Genomic DNA, 20,238 nt, shown 5'->3' on the forward strand with positions numbered 1-20,238 from the left:
CGGCGGACGGGTCAGCGGTCGGCGAGGCTCAGCAGGAAGTCGCCGCCCTCGGTGAGCTCGACGGTGGCGCCGCTGGGCACGTAGACCGTGGTGTCGGGCTCCTCCAGCAGGCAGGGACCGTCGGCGCGGCCGAGCGCGCCGAACCCCCGGTGCACGTCGATCTCGGCGTGCTCCCCGGTGAGCGGCTCGAGCACGGCGCGGCGGGTGAGCTCGTGCCGCTCCTCGTCGTCGCCCACGACCTGCTTCACCGCCTGCACGTCGCTGCGGCCGATGGCCCGGACCCGCGTGTTGACGAGCAGGATGTCGGCCTCCGTCCACGCGGTGCCGGTACCGAACTCCTCCTCGTAGTCGGCGACGAACCGGTCGCGCAGCGCCTCCTTGTCCGCCTCGCCGAAGGTGCCCACGGGAAGGCGGGTGGTGACCTCGAAGATCTGGCCGACGAACTTCATGTCCGCCTCGCGCTGGAGCTCCCGGCGGTCCTCCGGGATCCCCTCGGTCTCGAACCATGCCCGCGCGCGTTCCTCGAGGGCCGCGAACTCCTTCTCCAGCGCCGCGGCCGGCTGGTCCATCGTCCACGGGCTCGTCTGGACGGCGGAGAAGACCGAGTCGGCGTGCATCAGGCCATAGGCGGAGAAGACCGCGGCATTGCGCGGGATCACGACCTCCCGGACCCCGGCCTCGGCGGCGATGGCCGCCGCGAACAGGCCGCACGCGCCACCGAAGCCGACGAGGGTGAACTCGCGCGGATCGTGCCCGCGGTTCACGGTGATCTTGCGCAGCGCGTTGGACATCTGTGACGTCGCCAGCCGGTACACGCCTTCGGCGGCGGCGTCCTCGGAGATCCCCAGGGGCTCGGCCACGTGCTTGCGCAGCGCCGCCCGCGCCTTCTCCTCGTACAGAGGGACGGTGCCGCCGAGGTAGTAGTCCGGGTTGATCAAGCCGAGGACGAGCGCGGCATCGGTGACCGCCGGCCGGGTGCCGCCCTTGCCGTAGCAGGCGGGGCCGGGTGTCGAGCCCGCGCTCTGCGGGCCGACGCGCAGCAGGTTCCGCCCGTCCACCCAGGCCAGGCTGCCGCCTCCCGCTCCGATGGTCTCGATGTCCACGGCGGTGAGGCTCGTGGGCAGGCCGCCTATTTCGGCCCGGGGCAGCAACCGGAACTCCTCGTCCAGGATCGCCGCGGCATCGAGGCTCGTGCCTCCCATGTCCGCGGTGAGCACCCGGCGGCGCCCCAGGCGCTTGCCCAGCAGCCGCGCGCCGGTGACGCCGCCGACCGGGCCGGAGTTGAACATCGAGATCGGGGCCTTGCCGGTCTCCTCCACCGACAGGAATCCGCCGTGCACCTGCATGATCTGTACCCGGGCGCGGAGCCCCCTGCTCCGGAGGTCCTCGGCCAGGTGCTCGAAGTGCTTGGCCACGATCGGCTTCACGGCGGCGTCCAGCGCGGTGGTGACCATGCGCTCGTACTCGCGGTAGACCGGTGTGAGGCGGCTGGACAGCGTGTACGGGATGTCGGGGTGGTGAGTGTCCAGGTAATCGCCGATCGCCTGTTCATGCGCGGCGTTGCGGAACGACCACAGCAGGCAGACCGCGATCGCTTCCGCGCCGGCGGCCAGCACCGCGTCCACCGCGGTGGCGATCGCGTCCTCGGTGAGCGGGACCAGGACCGTGCCGTGGGCATCGACCCGCTCGGCGACCTCGACGATGCGGCGGCGCTCCACGATGTCCGGCGGCGCCGACATCCTGTGCGGGTCGCGTTCGTCCGTGCGGGCCGAGCGGGCGATGCGCAAGGTGTCGCGGAACCCCTGCGTGGTCAGCAGCCCCACCGCGGCGTACTTCTGCTCGTCCACCGCGTTGGTGACGATGGTGTTGCCCAGCACGAAGCGGTCGACCGCGGCGAAGAACTCCTCCTCGGCCATGCCCACACGCTCCCGCAGGACGTCCAGGGCGCCGAGGATCCCGGTGGTCACGTCCTTGGTCGAGAACGCCTTGCCTCGGATCATGCGCCCGTCGATGATCGCCACGGCGTCGGTGAAGGTGCCACCGACGTCGATGCCAACATGAAGCGCCATGCTCGCCGTCCCCTCGGATGGGTTGGTACTGATCGTGCCGGGCTGACGGGTGGTAGGTCCGCACCAACGGTCGGTTTCGATTCGTCGGAGATTCCGCCATCCCCGCCGTGGACGCTACGGCCGCCAACCGATTCAGACTATGTATCATTCGTCTACTATCTCGGAAAAGTTCCTGTTCGATCGGTACAGCAAGGCAGGGGCGGCATGGCGAGCACCATCCCGGTCGAGACCGTCATCGACCTGCTCCAAGCCGCGTCGACCGACCAGGAGATCGACGTGGACGGCCTCCTGTCGACGGTGGCCCTGCCCGAGCAGGACGCCGCCAAGATCGCCTACGAGCTTCGGCGCCTGCGCGCGACCTCGGACCGCTGGCGCCGCCGCGGGCGGGAGCTGTCGGCCCTCTTCTCCTCGGCACGCGAGCTCGCACAACTCCGTGACGTGGACGAACTACTGGGCCGACTCGTCGAACGGGCACACGACCTGGTGGGCACCGACGTCACCTACCTCTCCGAGTTCGACGCGGACAGCAAGGAGCTCCGGGTGCGGACCACCCTCGGCTCGATCTCCCCGTCCCTCCTGGGGCTGCGGGTGCCTCCCGGCATCGGTCTGGCCAGCCAGGTGGTCGAGGGCCGCCGGCCGTGCTGGACGTCCAGGTACGCCACGATGACGCAGGTGCCACATGACTCCGGCATCGACGCCGCCGTCCGGGCGGAGGGTCTGGTGTCGCTGCTCGGCGTCCCGCTGCTGGCCGACGATGAAGTGCTCGGCGTGCTGTTCGCCGCCAACCGCTTCGAGCACGCCTTCTCCCCTGAGGAGATCTCCCTGCTGTCGGCCTTCGCCGACCACGCCGCGGTCGTGCTCCAGACCGCCCGCCTGCTCGCCCGGGCACGGGACTCGGCCGATGAGGCACGCCGCGCCTACGGAGAGCTCACCCGCCATGTCGAGGCCGTCGAACGTGCCAGTGAGGTCCACAACGACCTCACGAACCTGATCCTCCAGGGCGGCGACGCACCCGATGTGGCGACGGCGCTCGGACGGGCGTTGCGATGTCACGTCAGGCTGCTCGACACCGACAATCCCGACGAACCCTTCCGTGAGGCCGTGGAGCGAAGCCGCCGGAGCGGACGTTGCGTCCCCGTTGGCGGCGGGTCCTTCGTGGTGGCGGTCGTCGCCGGGTCGACCCCTCTCGGAGCCCTGCTGCTGGAGCAGGGCGAGGTCGCGTTCGGCCCCGTCGAGCTGCGGACCGCCGAACGCGCCGCACAGATCACCGCGCTGCTCAACCTCAAGCAAGAGGCCATGATCGAGGCAGAGAAGCGCGTCCGCGGCGACCTGCTCGCCGACCTGCTGTCCGACTCCCCCGGACGCCGGGCCGACATCGCCGCCCGGGCCCGCGCACAGGGCATCCGGCTCGGTGAACTGCGATCCGTCGTCGTGGTCTGCGTGCCGTCCGAACTCCGCCGTGACGCCCTCCTTGCCCTGCGTCAGATCGGCGGCCTGGCCGGCGGGCACGCCGAGCATGTCGTGGCCCTCACGCCCGATCCCGATCCGCGCACCGCGAGCACGCACGTCCACCAAGCGGTGAGCCGCAGGGTCCAGGTGCCGGTCCTGGCGGTCGGCGCCGGCGTCACCGACGCCGCCGGGGATCTGCGTGCGCAGGTGGACGCGGCCGCGGCGTGTCTCCGGATCCTGCCGTCGCTCGGACTGGACGACGCCGCCGTCACCACCGACGAATACCTTCCCTACACGGCCCTGTTCGGCCCCGGGGAAGCGCGGGTGGACGCCTACGTGCGGCGCGTCATCGGGCCCGTTCTGGACTGGGACGCCGAGCACTCGGCCAAGCTGCTGCCCACGCTGGCCGCCTACCTCGGCAACCGGATGAGCACGGTCAGCACCGCGCGTGCTCTCCACCTGCACAAGAACACGGTGCTGCAACGCATGGAACGAGTGACCCAGCTCCTTGGCGAGGATTGGCAGGAACCGGACCCTCTCTTCCGGATCACCGTCGCGGTCCGCCTCGCCTCCCTGACCGATCGCCCATAGAAAACCCGGCAAGCATGGACGTTCGGTCCGTTCCCGGTCGATCTTGCGCGAACTAACGTCCTTCCCGTACTGCAACCACACGTAGGCGGGAATACCGACATGCCGCGCACCAGCCGTATCCAACGTCTCCGGGACCTCTCCATCGAGGACCGGCGCAAGTCCGTCGCCGACGCCGCCGGCCTCGACCTCGCGGCGATCGCCGCCTTCGACCCCGCGCACGGCCTCACCACCGCGCTGGCCGACCACATGATCGAGAATGTGACCGGGATCCTCGGAGTCCCGATCGGGGTCGCGACGAACTTCGTCGTCAACGGCTCGGACGTGCTCGTGCCGATGGCGACCGAAGAGGCGTCGGTCGTGGCCGCGGCGAGCAACGCCGCCAAGGTCGCGCGCGTCCATGGCGGGTTCACCACGTCCTCGACCGCGCCCATCATGCAGGCACAGATCCAGATCGTGGGTGTCGCCGATCCCGAAGCGGGACGGGTACGGCTCCTGGAGGCCCGCGAGGAGCTGATCGCGCTCGCCAACGCCCAGGACCCGAAGCTCGTCGAGTTCGGCGGCGGCGTCCGCGACATCGCGGTGCGCCTGGTCCCTTCGCGTGCCGGCACCTATGTCGTCGCGCACCTGCGGGTCGACGTCCGCGACGCGATGGGCGCGAACGCGGTCAACACGATGGCCGAGGCCGTCGCCGCCCGGGCGGCCGAGATCGCGGGCGGGAGAAGCCTGCTGCGGATCCTCACCAACAAGGCGGACCTGCGGCTCTCCCGGGCACGCGCGGTGTTCGACGCCGCCACGCTCGGCGGCCCCGACGTGGTCGACGACATCATCCACGCCGCCGCGCTCGCCGAGGCCGACCCCTACCGCGCCGCGACGCACAACAAGGGCATCATGAACGGCATCACCGCGGTCGTGCTCGCCACCGGCAACGACACCCGCGCCGTCGAGGCCGGCGCCCACTCCCACGCCGTCTCCCCCGCCGGGCGCTACACCTCGTTGTCCCGGTTCGAGAAGGACGCCGACGGCAACATCGCCGCGGTCCTGGAACTGCCCATGCCCGTCGGTCTCGTCGGCGGCGCCACCAAGATCCATCCCGCCGCCCAGGCGTCGATCGCCCTGCTCGGCGTCCGCACCGCCACCGAGCTCGCGGAGATCATCACCGCCGTCGGCCTCGCGCAGAACTTCGCCGCCGTCCGGGCCCTGGCCACCGAGGGGATCCAGCGCGGCCACATGTCCCTGCACGCCCGCAACATCGCCTCGACGGTCGGGGCGACACCGGAGGAGGTGCCGGCCCTCGTCGCCCGGCTCGTCGCGGACAGGAAGGTCCGCGCCGACCACGCCGAGAAGGTCCTGGCCGAACTACGGGCCGGACGATGAACGGGTACGGGACCCAGCGGCTGCCGGGCCTCCCCGGATCCGTCACGATCTGCGAAGTGGGTCCCCGTGACGGCCTCCAGAACGAGCCCGCGCCGGTGGACACCGGCGTGAAGGTCGAGTTCATCGAGCGCCTCGCGGACGCCGGCCACACCCTCGTCGAGGCGACGAGCATGGTCCACCCCGCGTGGGTGCCCCAGCTCGCCGACGCCGAGGAGGTGCTCCGCCGCCTCGACCGCCGCCCGGGTGTCCGGTACCCCGTTCTCGTGCCCAACCTGCGAGGTCTTCGACGAGCCCTCGACCTGGGCGTCACCGACATAGCCGTGTTCGCGTCGGCCACCGAGAGCTTCGCGAAAGCCAACCTCAACCGCACAGTGGCCGAATCACTCGAAATGTTCGCTCCCGTCATCGCCAAGGCCCGCGAAGCCGGGATGCGGGTACGCGGCTACCTTTCCATGTGCTGGGGCGACCCATGGGAAGGGCCGGTCTCCGCGGACCAGGTCGTCACCGTCGCGACGGCACTGACCTCCCTTGGCTGCACCGAACTCAGCCTCGGCGACACCATCGGCGTGGCCACCCCGGGACGGGTCAGCGCCCTGCTCAAAGCACTCGCCGCCTCCGGGATCCCGGTCGACCGGATCGCCGTGCACTTCCACGACACCTATGGTCAGGGACTCGCCAACACGCTCGTCGCGCTCCAGCACGGGGTGACCACCGTGGACACCTCGGCAGGCGGCCTCGGCGGCTGCCCCTACGCCGAAAGCGCCACCGGCAACCTCGCCACCGAAGACCTCCTCTGGCAGCTCGAAGGTCTCGGTATCCGCACCGGCATCGACCTCGCGAAGATGGTCGACACCAGCGCCTGGCTCGCCGAACGGCTGGGCCGCCCCAGCCCCTCCTTGGTCGTCCGCGCGCTACAGAACGGCGGCGGCGGACGCCGCCCGGGACCGTCCAGCCAACGCCCGCTCGGCAGCGCGAGATCGGCCGGCGGCAGCAGGTAGACCGGCATCACCTCTCCGGCCGCTGGACTACATCAACCAGTTCTCATAAATCAACCAGATTTGATGCATCAATCGGGCTTGATGTATCGTGCGGGGCATGTCGCTCCCCGGTCAAGCCGCCCAACCACCGCTGCTCGGCCTGGTCGCCCACACGCTGCGATGGCGGCTGCTGAGCGAGCTGGCGCGCAGCGATCTGCGCGTACGGGAACTGGTCGCCCTGGTCGGCCAGCCGCAGAACCTGGTCTCCTACCACCTGCGGCTGCTGCGCTCGGGCGGGCTGGTCACCGCGCGGCGCAGCAGCTTCGACGGCCGCGACAGCTACTACCACCTGGACCTGGAGCGCCTCGGGCAAGGGCTGGCCGCGGTCGGTGCCGCCCTGCACCCCGCGCTCTCCTCGCCGCCCGCCCCACCGCTGACCGCGTCCACCGGCACCGCGACGGACACCGTGCCCACGGTGCTGCCCACGGTGCTGTTCACCTGCACCGGCAACAGCGCCCGCTCACCGATCGCCGAGTCCCTGCTGCGTCACCACACCGGCGGGCGCGTCGCCGTCACCAGCGCCGGCAGCCATCCCCGGCCGCGGCTGCACCCCGGCGCGGTGACGGTGCTGCGCGAGCGGTACGGCATCGACATCGCCGACCGGCGGCCACGCCACCTGGACACCCTCACCGGCCGCCGCTTCGACTACGTGATCAGCCTGTGCGACAAGGTCCGCGAAGTGTGCCCCGACTTCGGCGACCACTCCCGGAAGGTGCACTGGAGCCTTCCCGACCCGGCCGCGGCCGAAGGCGCCGACCCCTCGGTCTTCGCCCGGACGGCCGCCGAGATCGACCTCCGCGTCCGCCATCTGCTGCCCCAACTCGCCCTTCCGGCATGAAAGGCCCGGCCATGACCGCGACCGACCGGTTCGCCAGCGTCCGCTACCTCGTCGACGACGTGCAGGCCGCCGTCGACTTCTACACCGCCCACCTGGGCTTCACCCTCGGTTTCAGCGCCGCGCCGGCGTTCGCCGAGGTGCTCCGCGGTCCGCTGCGGCTGCTGCTGTCGGGCCCGGCCAGTTCCGGCGCCCGCGCCACGCCCGAACCGGCCGTCCCGGGCCGCAACCGCATCCACCTCGTCTGCGACGACCTCGACACCGAGATCGACCGGCTCCGCCGCGCCGGGTTGACCTTCCACGGCGACCTGGTATCCGGGCCCGGCGGCCGCCAGATCCTGCTCACCGACCCCGCCGGCAACCTCGTCGAACTGTTCGAGCCCGCGGACCGGCCGGGCTGAGCGGGCGGCTCAGCCGATCCGCTCGAAGACGGCGGCGAGGCCCTGGCCTCCGCCGATGCACATGGTCTCCAGCCCGTAGCGCGCCTCCCTGCGGTCCATCTCGCGCAGCAGCGTCGCCAGAATCCGCGCGCCGGTCGCGCCGACGGGGTGGCCGAGGGAGATGCCGGACCCGGCCGGTGACCCCCGGCACGCCGACCTGGTGATGGCGGGGCTGAGCGCCGCACGGGCCGCGGGGCGGCCGTGCGGTACCGCGGTAGGAGGCGCGACCGCCGCCGCCGAGGCGATCGCGCAGGGTTTCGGCTTCGTGGTGGCCGGCAACGACACCACCCTCCTGGCCAAGGCGGCGACGGCCCTCGTCCAGGAGGTCCGGAAGGTGCCCGTGGCGTCCGGGCCGGACGAAGGGCGGCGAAACGGCTGACACACGTCCCCGACGGCCCGCGGCCGGCGCCGGTGATCGCGTTCCTCGGCTCATCGGGCAGAGGCGACGCGCTCCAGGCCGGGCCGGCGAGAAGGGCCGCGCCGGGCGGGACGCCAGGTGGCGACGAGGGCGGCGGCGAGCAGGAGTTCGGCGATGTCGCCGCCGTAGTACATGATCTCGGCGCCGCCGCGGACCTGGGCGATGGGCGCGTGCACGTCGATGAGAAACCCGCCGTACATGAGCTGCGCGACGGCGGCGTGCACGGCGATGGCCGCGCCGAGGACGAACAGCCGCGCCTTGACGCCGGGTCGCGATGGCGCGGGATCGGGTCCGGCGATGACCCATGCGAACAGGCATCCCGACAGCACGAAGTGCGCGTGCAGCAGCCAGTGCAGGGCGGGCCGGGTGGCCGTGGCGTTGTACAGCGGGGTGCAGTACAGCACGACCAGGCTGCCGGTGCCGAGCGTCAGCGCGGTGAGCGGGTGGGCCAGCACGCCCATCGGCTTGCTGCGCAGCACACCGGTCAGGTCCCGCGCCCGCTGCGCCGGCTGTGCGCGCAGCAGCACGGTGATCGGGGCGCCCAGTACCAGGGCCAGTGGCGCGTACATCCCCAGCAGCAGGTGCTGGAGCATGTGGCCACGGAAGTCCTCGTGCGCGAACGGCGCGATCGGCGGCAGCAACGCCACCGCCACCAGAGCGCATCCCGTCAGGAAGAACGCCGTGCGCCACCGGTCCCGGGTCGGCCGGTGGGCCCGGCCGGTCCCGCGGTGCGCCATCAGCAGGTAGGCGAGCGCAAGACCAGCCACACCGGCCACGGCCAGTACGGTGTCCCATCCGACGTCGCTGTGGGCGGGCATCGGGTGATCGTGCATCATGCGGATCGTGGCCGGGTGGCGGCGTCATCGCCCTCGGGGTCGAACGGGGTACCGGTGCGCCGCAGCAGCCATCCGGCGGCCACCAGCACCGCGCCCAGCACCAGGAAACCGGTGTCCCACCAGATCTGATGCGGGCCGCCGTGCACGTGGTGGATGCCCAGGATCTGGTGGTCGAGGAGACCTTCGACAAGGTTGAACAGTCCCCAGCCGGTCAGCATCCACCCCCACAGCACCGGGGAGGTCCACACCCGGCCCCGGCGGCGGGTGATCCGCGAGTACAGGACCGCCAGCCCGGTCAGCACCGCAAGCCAGCACACCACGTGGAACGCCCCGTCCCACACCGTGTTCATCTCCAGCCCGGAGACGGTGCGGGGGTTGTAGTACTTCACGCCGATGTTGTCGGTGTCGGTGCTGGTGAGCAGGTGATGCCACTGCAGGAGCTGATGCAGCAGGATCCCGTCGACGAAACCGCCGACTCCGACCCCCAGCACGATCCCCGGCAGCCGCAGGCTCACCGGCCTGGCCCGTGCGCCGGCCCGGTCGGTGGCGACGGCCATGGACCCTCCTCTCCGGGCGCATGTGCATGGGGCGCTACCCGGCATCACGCGGGGTAATCGCCCTCACCGCCCGGGGCCGCAAGGGACTTTGGTCCCGGGTTCTTCGGGCCGATCTCCCCTCAACGAGGGCCGGATGGCCGCCGACGCCGGGTGCCGTGGGCGGCCATGCTGGGATCGCTCGGCGCGGTTCGCCGCTTCGAGGTCGGGAAGAACGGAGAGACGACCCGGTGAGGGGCGCGGCGCGATGGCGGGTGAGTTGGGCGGGACGCGGCGAGCGCCCGGCGGACGCCCTGCGGTGATGCTCGCCATGGCCACGCTGGGGTTCGCGTTGAACTTCTGGGCGTGGGCCCTGCTGAGCCCGCTGGCGCCCCGGCTGAAGGAGTCGCTGGGGTTGTCGGCGTTCCAGCAGGCGCTGCTGGTGGCCGTTCCGGTGCTGGTCGGGTCGCTGGGCCGGATCCCGGCGGGGGCGCTGACCGACCGGTTCGGCGGCCGGGTGATGTTCCCGCTGGTCTCGGCCGCGACGATCGTCCCCGTGCTGTACCTGGGGTGGGCCGGGCACTCGTCGCTGGCGGCGCTGCTGGTGGGCGGGTTCTTTCTGGGGATCGGCGGCACGGCCTTCGCCGTCGGGGTGCCGTTCGTCAACGGGTGGTTCCCGCCCGAGCGGCGCGGCCTGGCGATCGGGGTGTTCGGCGCAGGCATGGGCGGCACCGCCATCAGCGCCCTGACCACGGTGCGGCTGGTGGACGCCGCGGGGATGGGCACGCCGTTCCTGGTGACCGCGGCGCTGCTGGCGGTGTACGCGGTGGCGGCGCTGGTGGTGCTGCGGGAGGCGCCCGGCCGCACGGTCCCGCCCGAGCCGCTGGGACGGAGGCCGGCCGCGCCGGCGCGGATGGCGGTCACCTGGCACGCGTCGGCGCTGTACGCGGTGACCTTCGGCGGTTATGTGGCGTTCTCGGTGTACCTGCCGACCTATCTCAAGACCGCTTACGGGCTGACGCAGGCGGACGCCGCCAACCGGATGGCCGGGTTCGTGGTCCTGGCGGTGCTGGCGCGCCCGGCCGGCGGCTGGTTGTCGGACCGGCTCGGGCCGGTGCGGGTGCTGGCCGCCACGCTGGGCGTGGTCACCGTGGGGGCCGCGGCGCAGTCCTTCACCCCCGGCCTGATGCCGCTGGGGACGGTCGCGTTCCTGGCGATGGCGGCGGCCCTGGGCGCGGGCAGCGGCGCGACGTTCGCGCTGGTGGCACGGCTGGTCCCGGCGTCCAAGGTCGGCGGGGTGACCGGTGTGGTGGGCGCCGCCGGTGGTCTGGGCGGCTTCGTGCCGCCGCTGGTGATGGGCTCCATCTACGGCGCCTACGGCTCGTACGCGATCGGGTTGGTCCTGCTCGCCGTGGTGGCGGCGGCCACCGCGGTGTTCACCGTCTCGGTGGTACGGCAGGCCGCGAAGGCACGGGAGGAATCAGAGGGTATGGCGGGTGACGGCCGGGGACGTGAGCGGGCGGGCCGCGTGGGCATGGACGGCCCGGTGACCGAGGCGCTGGTGGGGACGCGCCGGTTCTTCACGCGCGCGGAGGTGTCGGCCGACCGGCGGACGCTGCACAGGAACGGCGGCCGGCAGGCGGACGCGTTCTACCGGGACCGGTGGTCGCACGACAAGGTGGTGCGGTCCACGCACGGGGTGAACTGCACCGGCTCGTGCTCGTGGAAGGTGTACGTCAAGGACGGGATCATCACCTGGGAGGCGCAGCAGACCGACTATCCCTCGGTCGGCCCGGACCGCCCGGAGTACGAGCCGCGCGGGTGCCCTCGCGGGGCGGCGTTCTCCTGGTACACCTACTCGCCCACCCGCGTCCGGTACCCGTACGTGCGCGGCGTCCTGCTGGAGCTGTACCGGGAGGCGCGGGCGCGGACGGGCGACCCGGTGGCGGCCTGGGCGGAGATCGTGTCCGATCCGGAGCGGTCGCGCCGGTACAAGTCGGCCAGGGGACGCGGCGGGCTGGTGCGGGCGTCGTGGGACGAGGCCACCGAGATGATCGCCGCCGCGCACGTCCACACGGTGAAGGAGTTCGGGCCCGACCGGGTGGCGGGGTTCTCCCCGATCCCGGCGATGTCGATGGTGTCGCACGCCTCGGGCGCCCGGTTCGTGTCGCTGCTGGGCGGGACGATGCTGTCGTTCTACGACTGGTACGCCGACCTGCCGGTGGCGTCCCCGCAGGTGTTCGGCGACCAGACCGACGTGCCCGAGTCCGGGGACTGGTGGGACGCCGGCTACCTGATCATGTGGGGGTCGAACCTGCCGGTGACCCGTACCCCGGACGCGCACTGGATGGCCGAGGCGCGCTACCGCGGCCAGAAGGTGGTGGCGGTCTCCCCCGACTACGCCGACAACGTCAAGTTCGCCGACGAGTGGCTGCCCGCGCGGCCGGGCACCGACGGGGCGCTGGCGATGGCGATGGGCCATGTGGTGCTGAAGGAGTTCTTCGTCGACCGGCGGGTGCCCTACTTCACCGACTACGTCAAGCGCTACACCGACCTGCCGTTCCTGGTCAGGCTGGAGCCGGCGGATGACGGCGCGTGGGTACCGGGCAAGTTCCTGACCGCCGCCGACCTGCCCGGCGCCGAGGCGCGGTCGGAGCACGCCGCGTTCAAGACCGTGCTGCTGGACGCGGCCACCGGCCGCCCGCTGGTGCCGAACGGGTCGCTGGGGTTCCGGTACGGGGAGCAGGGCGCCGGCCGCTGGAACCTCGATCTCGGCGGCGCCGATCCGCTGCTGTCGGCGGAGGGCGGGGACGAGCCCGCGGTCACGGTGGAGCTGCCGCGCTTCGACGCGCCGGGCGGATCGGCCGGGGTCATGCGCCGCGGCGTGCCGGTGCGGCGGGTCGCCGGGCATCTGGTCACGACCGTGTACGACCTGCTGCTCGCCCAGTACGGGGTGCGGCGCGAGGGCCTGCCCGGCACCTGGCCGTCGGGGTACGACGACGCCGCCGAGCCGTGCACCCCGGCCTGGCAGGAGCCGATCACCGGGGTGGCGGCGCAGGCCGCGGTCCGGATCGGACGGGAGTTCGCCGCCAACGCCGAGCAGACCCGCGGCCGCTCGATGATCGTCATGGGCGCGGGCACCAACCACTGGTTCCATTCCGACACCATCTACCGGGCGTTCCTGGCGCTGACGACGCTGACCGGCTGCCAGGGCGTGAACGGCGGCGGCTGGGCGCACTACGTGGGCCAGGAGAAATGCCGCCCGTTCACCGGATGGGCGCAGCTCGCGTTCGGGCTGGACTGGTCCCGGCCGCCCCGGCAGATGATCCAGACCGCGTACTGGTACCTGCACACCGACCAGTTCCGCTACGACCCGTTCGGCGCCGACACGTTCTCGGCGGTGCCGGGCGGCCGGCTCTCCGGCAGGACCACCGCCGACCTCATCGCGCAGGCCGCCCGGCTGGGCTGGATGCCCTCGTACCCGACCTTCGACCGCAACCCGCTCGACCTGGCCGACGAGGCCGACGCCGCCGGGAAGGCGCCCGGAGAGTACGTGGTGGAGGAGCTGAAGGCGGGACGGCTGCGATTCGCCTGCCAGGACCCGGACGCCCCGGAGAACGTCCCCAGGATCCTGACCGTGTGGCGGGCCAACCTGCTCGGCTCGTCCGCCAAGGGCAACGAGTACTTCCTCAAGCACCTGCTCGGCGCCGACTCGCAATCGCGCGCCGCCGAGGCGCCCCCCGGCAAGCGGCCCAAGGACGTCGTCTGGCGCGAGGACGCCCCAACGGGGAAGCTCGATCTGCTGCTCTCCCTCGACTTCCGGATGACCAGCACGACGCTCTACTCCGACATCGTGCTGCCCGCGGCGACCTGGTACGAGAAGCACGACCTGAACACCACGGACATGCACCCGTTCGTCCACTCGTTCAACCCGGCGATCCCCCCGCCGTGGCAGACGCGCACGGACTGGGACGCCTTCCAGGCCATCGCCGCCGCGTTCAGCCGCCTGGCCCGCGAGCACCTGGGCGTGCGCAAGGACCTCGTGGCCGCCCCGCTGACGCACGACACCCCGGACGAACTGGCCACCCCGCACGGCCGCGTGACCGACTGGGCGGCCGGTGAGTGCGAGCCGGTGCCGGGCCGCACCATGCCGAAGCTGGTCGTGGTGGAACGCGACTACCCCGCGCTGGCGGCGAAGATGGGCGCGCTCGGCCCGCTGGCCGACACCCTCGGCGCCACCACCAAGGCGGTGACCTTCGAGCTGGACCGCGAGGTGGACTACCTGCGGCGCAAGAACGGGGTGATCCGGGGCGGCCCGGCCGACGGGCGCCCGTCGCTGCTGCGGGACGTGCACGCCTGCGAGGCGATCCTGGCGCTGTCGGGCACCACCAACGGGCACCTGGCCGTCCAGGGGTTCCGCGCCCTGGAGCGGCGCACCGGCACCCGGCTGGCCGATCTGGCGGCGGAGCACGAGGGCGAGCGGATCACCTTCGCCGACACCCAGGCGCGGCCCACCCCCGTCATCACCTCACCGGAGTGGTCGGGCTCGGAGACCGGCGGCCGCCGCTACTCCCCGTTCACCATCAACGTCGAACGGCTCAAGCCCTGGCACACCCTCACCGGCCGCCAGCACTTCTACCTCGACCACGACTGGATCGCCGAGCTGGGCGAGCGGCTGCCGGTCTACCGTCCACCGCTGGACATGCACGGGCTGTTCGGCGAGCCGGAGATCGGCGAGCGGGGCGAGCTGGGCGTGACGGTGCGGTACCTGACGCCGCACAACAAGTGGTCCATCCACTCCGAGTACCAGGACAACCTGTTCATGCTGTCGCTGTCGCGCGGCGGCCCCACCGTCTGGATCAGCGACAAGGACGCCGCCAGGATCGGCGTGGCCGACAACGACTGGATCGAGGCGGTCAACCGCAACGGCGTGGTGGTGGCCCGCGCGATCGTCTCGCACCGCATGCCCGAGGGCACCGTCTACATGCACCACGCGCAGGACCGGCTCATCGACGTGCCCCGTACCGAGACCGGCGGCCGCCGCGGCGGGATCCACAACTCGCTGACCCGGCTGCTGATCAAGCCGAGTCACCTGATCGGCGGGTACGCGCAACTGTCGTTCGCGTTCAACTACCTCGGGCCGACCGGCAACCAGCGCGACGAGGTCACCGTCATCCGCCGCCGCTCCCAGGAGGTGACGTACTAGCGATGCGCGTCATGGGCCAGATGGCGATGGTGATGAACCTCGACAAGTGCATCGGCTGCCACACCTGCTCGGTCACCTGCAAGCAGGCGTGGACCAACCGCTCCGGTGTCGAGTACGTGTGGTTCAACAACGTCGAGACCCGTCCGGGCGAGGGCTACCCGCGCCGGTACGAGGACCAGGAGCGGTGGCGCGGCGGCTGGACGCTCAACCGGCGCGGACGTCTGGCGCTCAAGGGCGGCGGGCGGCTCCGCAAGCTGCTGACCATCTTCGCCAACCCCAAGCTCCCCGCCCTGGACGACTACTACGAGCCCTGGACGTACGACTACGAGACGCTGACCAGCGCGCCGTTGCAGGAGCACACCCCCGTCGCCCGGCCCCGCTCGCTGGTCTCCGGCCGGAACATGAAGATCACCTGGTCGGCCAACTGGGACGACGACCTGGGCGGCTCGCCCGGCCTGGGCGACCGCGACGTCCTGCTCGGGCGGGTCTCCGAGAAGGTCAGGCTGGACTTCGAGAACACCTTCATGTTCTACCTGCCGCGGATCTGCGAGCACTGCCTGAACCCCTCGTGCGCGGCGTCCTGCCCGTCCGGCGCGATCTACAAGCGCACCGAGGACGGCATCGTGCTGGTCGACCAGGACCGCTGCCGCGGCTGGCGGATGTGCGTGTCCGGCTGCCCGTACAAGAAGGTGTACTTCAACCACCGCACCGGCAAGGCCGAGAAGTGCACCTTCTGCTTCCCGCGTGTCGAGGTCGGCATCCCGACCGTCTGCTCGGAGACCTGCGTGGGCCGCCTGCGCTACATCGGCCTGATGCTCTACGACGCGGACAAGGTGCTGGAGGCCGCGTCCACCCCCGACGACACGGGCCTGTACGAGGCGCAGCGGCGGGTGTTCCTCGACCCCCACGACCCGGAGGTCATCGCCGAGGCGCGGCGCGCCGGGATCCCCGGGGACTGGATCGAGGCCGCCCAGCGGTCCCCCGTCCACGCGCTGATCAACACCTATGAGGTCGCGCTGCCGCTGCACCCGGAGTACCGGACGATGCCGATGGTCTGGTACATCCCGCCGCTGTCGCCGGTCGTGGACGTGGTGCGCGACACCGGTCACGACGCCGAGGACCCCGGCAACCTGTTCGCCGCGATCGAGGCGCTGCGCATCCCCGTGGACTACCTCGCCCAGTTGTTCACGGCGGGCGATCCGGCGCCCGTGGACGCGGTGCTGCGGCGGCTGGCCGCGATGCGCTCGTACATGCGCGACATCAACCTCGGCCGCGAGCCCGACGAGACCATCCCTGAGCGCGTCGGCATGAGCGGGGAGCGGATGTACGACATGTACCGGCTGCTGGCGCTGGCCAAGTACGACGAGCGCTACGTCATCCCGCCCGCGCACGCCGAGCAGGCCCACGGCCTGGAAGAACTTGCCACCGAGTGCGCCCTGGACTACGAGGGCGGCCCCGGCATGGGCGGGTCCGGGCCGTTCGGCGAGGCGTCCGGCGGCGCCCCGCCGATCGCGATGGAGAACTTCCACATGCTTCGGCAGCGCCAGACCGCCGGCCATCCCGCCTCACCCACAGGCGGGCGTACCCGGGTCAACCTCCTGAACTGGGACGGCAGGGGTCACCCCGCGGGCCTGTTCCCACCGCGTCATGACGAGACGGAGCCCGAGCCATGAATCGCGCCGCCTTCGACGACACCGCTCTCACCACCGCGTGGCAGGCGGCGTCCCTCATGCTCGGCTACCCCGACACGGAACTGCTGGCCCGCAGACCTCTGCTGCGCCGGGCCGTCGCCACGCTGCCGCCCGCGGCCGGTGTGCCGCTCAGCCGTTTCCTCGACCATCTGGACGGCACGCCGCCCCAGGAACTGGCCGCCGACTACGTCGCCACCTTCGACCACCGCAAACGCGGCTGCCTCTACCTCACCTATTACGCCTACGGCGACACCCGCAAGCGAGGCATGGCGCTGCTGCGGTTCAAGCATGCCTACCGCTCGTCCGGCCTCGTCCTAAACGACGGCGAACTGCCCGACCACCTGGCCGTCGTCCTGGAGTTCGCCGCCACCGGCGACCTCCGCGAGGGGCGGCGGCTCCTGCTCGAACACCGCGCCGGGCTGGAGCTGCTGCGCCTGGATCTGAACGACACGGGGTCCCCATGGGCCCACGTCCTGGACGCGGTGTCGGCGACCCTGCCGCCGCTGAGCGGGCGCGACCGCGACGCTCTCACCCGTCTGATCGCCGAAGGCCCGCCCGAGGAGGAGGTCGGTCTCGCCCCCTACGGCGATCCGGAAGGCGATCCGGACGAGGGCAGGGTCTTCCTTCCCACGCCACACCTCGGAGGCTTCCCGTGATCGGCAGCGCGCCGGCGGAGGGCGGCCAGGCGGGCCCCGCGGACGTCCTGCTGTGGGTCGCGCTGCCCTACGTCACTCTTGCGATCTTCGTCCTCGGGCATGTGTGGCGTTACCGCTACGACAAGTTCGGCTGGACGACCCGCTCGTCCCAGCTCTACGAGAACCGGCTGCTGCGCGCCGGCAGCCCGCTGTTCCACTTCGGCATCCTGGTCGTCCTGCTCGGCCACGTCGGCGGGCTGGTCATCCCCGACACCTGGACGGAGGCCGCCGGCATCGGCGAGCACGCCTACCACGTGACCGCCGTGACGCTCGGCACCATCGCCGGCTTCTGCACCCTCGCGGGACTGGGCATCCTGATCTACCGCCGCCGCACCGTGGGGCCGGTCTTCTCCGCCACCACCCGCAACGACAAGCTGATGTACGCCGTCCTCACGCTGGTGATCGTGCTGGGCCTGGCCGCCACGGTCGCGGCCAACCTCGCCGGCGGCGGCTACGACTACCGCCACACCGTCTCCCCCTGGTTCAGGTCGATCTTCTACCTGCGTCCCGACCCGGACCTCATGACGGGCGTCCCGATCCTGTTCCGGCTGCACGCGCTCAGCGCGCTGCTGCTGTTCTGCATCTGGCCGTTCACCCGGCTGGTGCACATGCTCACCGCGCCGGTCGGCTATCTGACCCGCCCCTACATCGTCTACCGGAGCCGGGACGCACGGCTGGGGGCACGCGCACCCGTCCGCGGCTGGGAACGCACCCCCTAGGTCTGTGACAGAGGCTGCGTAGTCACGGGTCAATGCGCCGGGACGCTGATCTGCTGCGGCTTGCCGTGCTCATGCAGCGTGAGCTTCGCCTTGAAGGTCACGAGCACCCCCCGGGTCATGTCCTTGTTTCCCACAGGGAATTCGCTCTCGACCTCCAGGAGCCGGGGGCGGTCCTGATCGTCCACGAAGAGCCTGAGCTGGATCACCGCATCGCGCGGGTAGACCTTGCGTGCGATGTCGCGGAGATCCGGGACGTCTTCGAGGCAATCGTCCACCGTGCAGGAGATCCAGTATCTGCGCGTCTTCATACCCGCCGTTGTGGTCGGGGACGGCGGTCCGGCCAGGGTGCCCTTGCTCCGGAACATCGCCGCGACCATGGTCGTTCGCAGCATCGCCCCGGTGGCGGCAGGGTCGAGCCCGCGATCCCCCACCACCGCCGCCGGCGCGGGGAGGGTTCGCCATTTGGACGATTGCAGAGTGTTACGGACGTACGTGCGGTCTCCCACGACGATCACGCGGACGGCCCCGTTGCGGACGAGGTCCTCGTTGTACTCCCGTTCGATCGTGGTGGTGACCGACCGCAGGTCCAGGTCGGTGGCGGGGTGACCCGGATCGGAGCGCTGGACGCCCCGCATCTCCGCGTTCATCTTGATCGGCGGGAAACCCATGCCGTTGACGAACACCTTGACCTCGACATCGGCCCGGTGCGGCTGTTCCAAACCGCTGATGGCCCTTTTCAGGTGCTGGTAGTCATCCTGCCGAGGATCCTTCGCGTTCTGCCCGCAGCCGGTCAGGACCAGCGCCACGACTCCCGCTACGGCGCACGCGGCACGCCAATTCATCGCGTTCTCCCTCATGGTTGCTTTTGAGCGCGCCGCTCACCGGTAGCGGATGATGACCGGGGTGCCGGTGACCTGCACGGACTGGCCCGGCTGTACGGGCTGCGGCGATGCGCCGATGCGCTCGGCCTCGTAGGTGGTCGGTCCGGTGGGATAGCTGACCGACCCTTGCCCGGTCCAGCGGATGACGGCGTACTCACCGGTCTGATAGGCGAAACCGCACTGCCACATGTCGGGAGGCAGCCCGTAGGCGGTGCCGTGGCCGCAATACCGGATGGACGCGCCCTTCATCCAGCCGACGAGCTGCGTCACCGCGTGCCCGGCGATCGTCGGTTCCCGTCCCGCGTCCTGGAGCTTGAGTCCGAGGCCGTCCTCGCCCCAGCCGTAGTAGTAGGACCTGCCGAGCCGGTTGTAGAGGCCCATGAGGAAATAGCGGGTCACCCAGTCCGCGGCCTGGCGGTCGGTGCCGGGGAACGGATCGGCCTCGGGCTCCTCGGTGGTCTCGGTGTCCCAGATCGGCTTGGTGACGCCCCGGCCGGCCAGCACCGAACGTGCCGTGGCGACCATGTCCTCGGCGCGCTCCGGCCAGACGATCGCGTGATCGGTGCCGTCCGTGTAGAGGTGGACGGCGACCCGGTCGGCGTAGGTGTAACCGCCGAGTTCGGCGAACCGGCGCATCCAATCCCGCACCTCCGTCCGGTGCAGCATGGTCGCGCTCGGGCTGACGACCAGTGCGGACGGGTCCACCGACTTGATGATCTGGTAGGCCCGGCGCGCCATGTCCCGCATCTGCTCCACGGTGCCGCCGTAGTAGCCGGGGTGCGTGGCCTCGTTCCACAGTTCGTACGCCTCGATGCGGCCCTTGTAACGGGTCACGACGCGGTGGACGTAGTCGTCCCAATCGCTCAAATCTTCAGGCGGTTCGATGGTGCAGGGCTCGCTGTACTTGCAGGGGTCGCCCTGCGGGTTGGCCCACAGCGGGGTCTGACCCATCGTGTAGAGGACCGGCAGCCCCTTGGACCGCGCCCCGTCCACCAGGGCGTCGAGTGTCGACCAGTTGTACACGTCCTGCTGCGGTTCGATGGTCGACCAGCGCGTCGCGTCGTCCCAGAGCCGGACCGCGCCGACATCGATGGTCGGCATGCTCCCGTCGCCGACCCCCACGATGTCGACGCCGAAGCCGACCTTGCCGACGGGAACCGGCGGATCCGCCGACCAGCCGCCCGACGACCGCGATGCCGCGCCCGCCGCGCGAGCCGTATGAGCGGCACCGGCCGACGCGCCGCCGCCCGGATCCGGCGCGGCGATCGCGGTGAACGCGGCCAGAGCCGCGACCGTTGCGATGACGCCGATGACGTTCCGGAGCATGGCGACGTCCCCCGTTCGTTCCTTCGTGATGCCGCTGGTGACTCGTGCGCCGAGCACGGGATCCATGCCACCCGTTCACGGATCCGCACCAATGGGTAGCGCGCCGCGCCTATCCGATCGCTATCAGGCGCCTGTCCC

The 20,238-nt window shown here is 71.4% G+C and carries 15 protein-coding genes and 2 pseudogenes; 11 read left to right on the forward strand and 6 right to left on the reverse strand.

Features of this window, described 5'->3' with window-relative positions:
- Positions 1-11: 11 nt before the first annotated feature.
- Entirely contained in the window at positions 12-2,069 is a 2,058-nt protein-coding gene (locus QSK21_RS18245; protein ID WP_285697261.1) for a hydantoinase/oxoprolinase family protein, read from the reverse strand.
- A gap of 204 nt (positions 2,070-2,273) precedes the next feature.
- Here QSK21_RS18245 and QSK21_RS18250 point away from each other — a divergent pair, with 204 nt between their 5' ends.
- From QSK21_RS18250 to QSK21_RS18270, 5 genes are all read left to right on the forward strand, one after another.
- Entirely contained in the window at positions 2,274-4,109 is a 1,836-nt protein-coding gene (locus tag QSK21_RS18250; RefSeq protein ID WP_285697262.1) for a helix-turn-helix domain-containing protein, read from the forward strand.
- A gap of 99 nt (positions 4,110-4,208) precedes the next feature.
- Positions 4,209-5,483 (forward strand): hydroxymethylglutaryl-CoA reductase, degradative, encoded by a 1,275-nt coding sequence (locus QSK21_RS18255; RefSeq protein WP_285697264.1) that lies wholly within the window; start codon positions 4,209-4,211, stop codon positions 5,481-5,483.
- Positions 5,480-6,481 (forward strand): hydroxymethylglutaryl-CoA lyase, encoded by a 1,002-nt coding sequence (locus QSK21_RS18260; RefSeq protein ID WP_285697266.1) that lies wholly within the window; start codon positions 5,480-5,482, stop codon positions 6,479-6,481. Before QSK21_RS18255 ends, QSK21_RS18260 begins: the two co-directional genes overlap by 4 nt.
- Positions 6,482-6,578: 97 nt before the next feature.
- Entirely contained in the window at positions 6,579-7,358 is a 780-nt protein-coding gene (locus tag QSK21_RS18265; RefSeq protein ID WP_285697268.1) for an arsenate reductase/protein-tyrosine-phosphatase family protein, read from the forward strand.
- Between the two features lie 11 nt (positions 7,359-7,369).
- The gene (locus QSK21_RS18270) at positions 7,370-7,756 is read left to right on the forward strand and encodes a VOC family protein (protein WP_285697269.1); all 387 of its coding nucleotides are present in this window, start codon (positions 7,370-7,372) and stop codon (positions 7,754-7,756) included.
- Between the two features lie 9 nt (positions 7,757-7,765).
- Here the strand turns inward: QSK21_RS18270 and QSK21_RS18275 are convergent.
- Positions 7,766-7,927, reverse strand: a pseudogene (locus QSK21_RS18275) (acetyl-CoA C-acyltransferase); the annotation flags it as partial.
- On the opposite strand from QSK21_RS18275, the gene QSK21_RS18280 reads away from it, so the two are divergent.
- Positions 7,917-8,174 (forward strand): hypothetical protein, encoded by a 258-nt coding sequence (locus QSK21_RS18280; protein ID WP_285697418.1) that lies wholly within the window; start codon positions 7,917-7,919, stop codon positions 8,172-8,174. The pseudogene QSK21_RS18275 and the gene QSK21_RS18280 sit on opposite strands and share 11 nt — an antisense overlap.
- 50 nt (positions 8,175-8,224) lie before the next feature.
- Here QSK21_RS18280 and QSK21_RS18285 read toward each other — a convergent pair whose 3' ends face one another.
- Together QSK21_RS18285 and QSK21_RS18290 are read right to left on the reverse strand one after the other, a co-directional pair.
- Entirely contained in the window at positions 8,225-9,031 is an 807-nt protein-coding gene (locus QSK21_RS18285; RefSeq protein ID WP_285697272.1) for a cytochrome c oxidase assembly protein, read from the reverse strand.
- Positions 9,032-9,045: 14 nt separating this feature from the next.
- Positions 9,046-9,606 carry a DUF2243 domain-containing protein gene (locus tag QSK21_RS18290; RefSeq protein WP_285697273.1) on the reverse strand — a complete coding sequence of 187 codons (561 nt, stop codon included), beginning with the start codon at positions 9,604-9,606 and terminating at the stop codon, positions 9,046-9,048.
- A 307-nt stretch (positions 9,607-9,913) separates the two neighbouring features.
- Here QSK21_RS18290 and QSK21_RS18295 point away from each other — a divergent pair.
- The 5 genes and pseudogenes from QSK21_RS18295 to narI all read left to right on the forward strand — a co-directional run.
- Positions 9,914-11,050: pseudogene (locus tag QSK21_RS18295) on the forward strand (MFS transporter); the annotation flags it as partial.
- A gap of 66 nt (positions 11,051-11,116) precedes the next feature.
- Positions 11,117-14,788, forward strand: coding sequence for a nitrate reductase subunit alpha (locus QSK21_RS18300; RefSeq protein WP_285697414.1), 3,672 nt, complete (start codon positions 11,117-11,119; stop codon positions 14,786-14,788).
- A 2-nt stretch (positions 14,789-14,790) separates the two neighbouring features.
- A complete protein-coding gene (gene narH, locus QSK21_RS18305) occupies positions 14,791-16,461 on the forward strand; it encodes a nitrate reductase subunit beta (RefSeq protein WP_285697274.1) in 1,671 nt (556 codons plus the stop codon).
- Positions 16,458-17,135: a nitrate reductase molybdenum cofactor assembly chaperone gene (narJ, locus tag QSK21_RS18310; RefSeq protein ID WP_285697275.1), complete on the forward strand. Its 678-nt coding sequence runs from the start codon at positions 16,458-16,460 to the stop codon at positions 17,133-17,135. Before narH ends, narJ begins: the two co-directional genes overlap by 4 nt.
- Positions 17,132-17,893: a respiratory nitrate reductase subunit gamma gene (gene narI / locus QSK21_RS18315; RefSeq protein WP_285697276.1), complete on the forward strand. Its 762-nt coding sequence runs from the start codon at positions 17,132-17,134 to the stop codon at positions 17,891-17,893. Before narJ ends, narI begins: the two co-directional genes overlap by 4 nt.
- Before the next feature lie 29 nt (positions 17,894-17,922).
- Here narI and QSK21_RS18320 read toward each other — a convergent pair whose 3' ends face one another.
- Positions 17,923-18,735: a hypothetical protein gene (locus QSK21_RS18320; protein WP_285697278.1), complete on the reverse strand. Its 813-nt coding sequence runs from the start codon at positions 18,733-18,735 to the stop codon at positions 17,923-17,925.
- Positions 18,736-18,771: 36 nt separating this feature from the next.
- Positions 18,772-20,157 (reverse strand): endo-1,4-beta-xylanase, encoded by a 1,386-nt coding sequence (locus tag QSK21_RS18325; protein ID WP_285697279.1) that lies wholly within the window; start codon positions 20,155-20,157, stop codon positions 18,772-18,774.
- Between the last annotated feature and the right edge of the window lie 81 nt (positions 20,158-20,238).

The organism is Actinomadura sp. NBRC 104412, assembly GCF_030269515.1.
In the GTDB taxonomy this organism is placed as follows: Bacteria; Actinomycetota; Actinomycetes; order Streptosporangiales; family Streptosporangiaceae; genus Spirillospora.

Excerpts from the sequence above, each read along its gene's own strand:
- QSK21_RS18245 (WP_285697261.1), bottom strand. The coding sequence starts at position 2,069 with ATGGCGCTTCATGTTGGCATCGACGTCGGTGGCACCTTCACCGACGCC.
- QSK21_RS18250 (WP_285697262.1), top strand. The coding sequence starts at position 2,274 with ATGGCGAGCACCATCCCGGTCGAGACCGTCATCGACCTGCTCCAAGCC.
- QSK21_RS18255 (WP_285697264.1), top strand. The coding sequence starts at position 4,209 with ATGCCGCGCACCAGCCGTATCCAACGTCTCCGGGACCTCTCCATCGAG.
- QSK21_RS18260 (WP_285697266.1), top strand. The coding sequence starts at position 5,480 with ATGAACGGGTACGGGACCCAGCGGCTGCCGGGCCTCCCCGGATCCGTC.
- QSK21_RS18265 (WP_285697268.1), top strand. The coding sequence starts at position 6,579 with ATGTCGCTCCCCGGTCAAGCCGCCCAACCACCGCTGCTCGGCCTGGTC.
- QSK21_RS18270 (WP_285697269.1), top strand. The coding sequence starts at position 7,370 with ATGACCGCGACCGACCGGTTCGCCAGCGTCCGCTACCTCGTCGACGAC.
- QSK21_RS18280 (WP_285697418.1), top strand. The coding sequence starts at position 7,917 with ATGCCGGACCCGGCCGGTGACCCCCGGCACGCCGACCTGGTGATGGCG.
- QSK21_RS18285 (WP_285697272.1), bottom strand. The coding sequence starts at position 9,031 with ATGCCCGCCCACAGCGACGTCGGATGGGACACCGTACTGGCCGTGGCC.
- QSK21_RS18290 (WP_285697273.1), bottom strand. The coding sequence starts at position 9,606 with ATGGCCGTCGCCACCGACCGGGCCGGCGCACGGGCCAGGCCGGTGAGC.
- QSK21_RS18300 (WP_285697414.1), top strand. The coding sequence starts at position 11,117 with ATGGACGGCCCGGTGACCGAGGCGCTGGTGGGGACGCGCCGGTTCTTC.
- narH (WP_285697274.1), top strand. The coding sequence starts at position 14,791 with ATGCGCGTCATGGGCCAGATGGCGATGGTGATGAACCTCGACAAGTGC.
- narJ (WP_285697275.1), top strand. The coding sequence starts at position 16,458 with ATGAATCGCGCCGCCTTCGACGACACCGCTCTCACCACCGCGTGGCAG.
- QSK21_RS18320 (WP_285697278.1), bottom strand. The coding sequence starts at position 18,735 with ATGAATTGGCGTGCCGCGTGCGCCGTAGCGGGAGTCGTGGCGCTGGTC.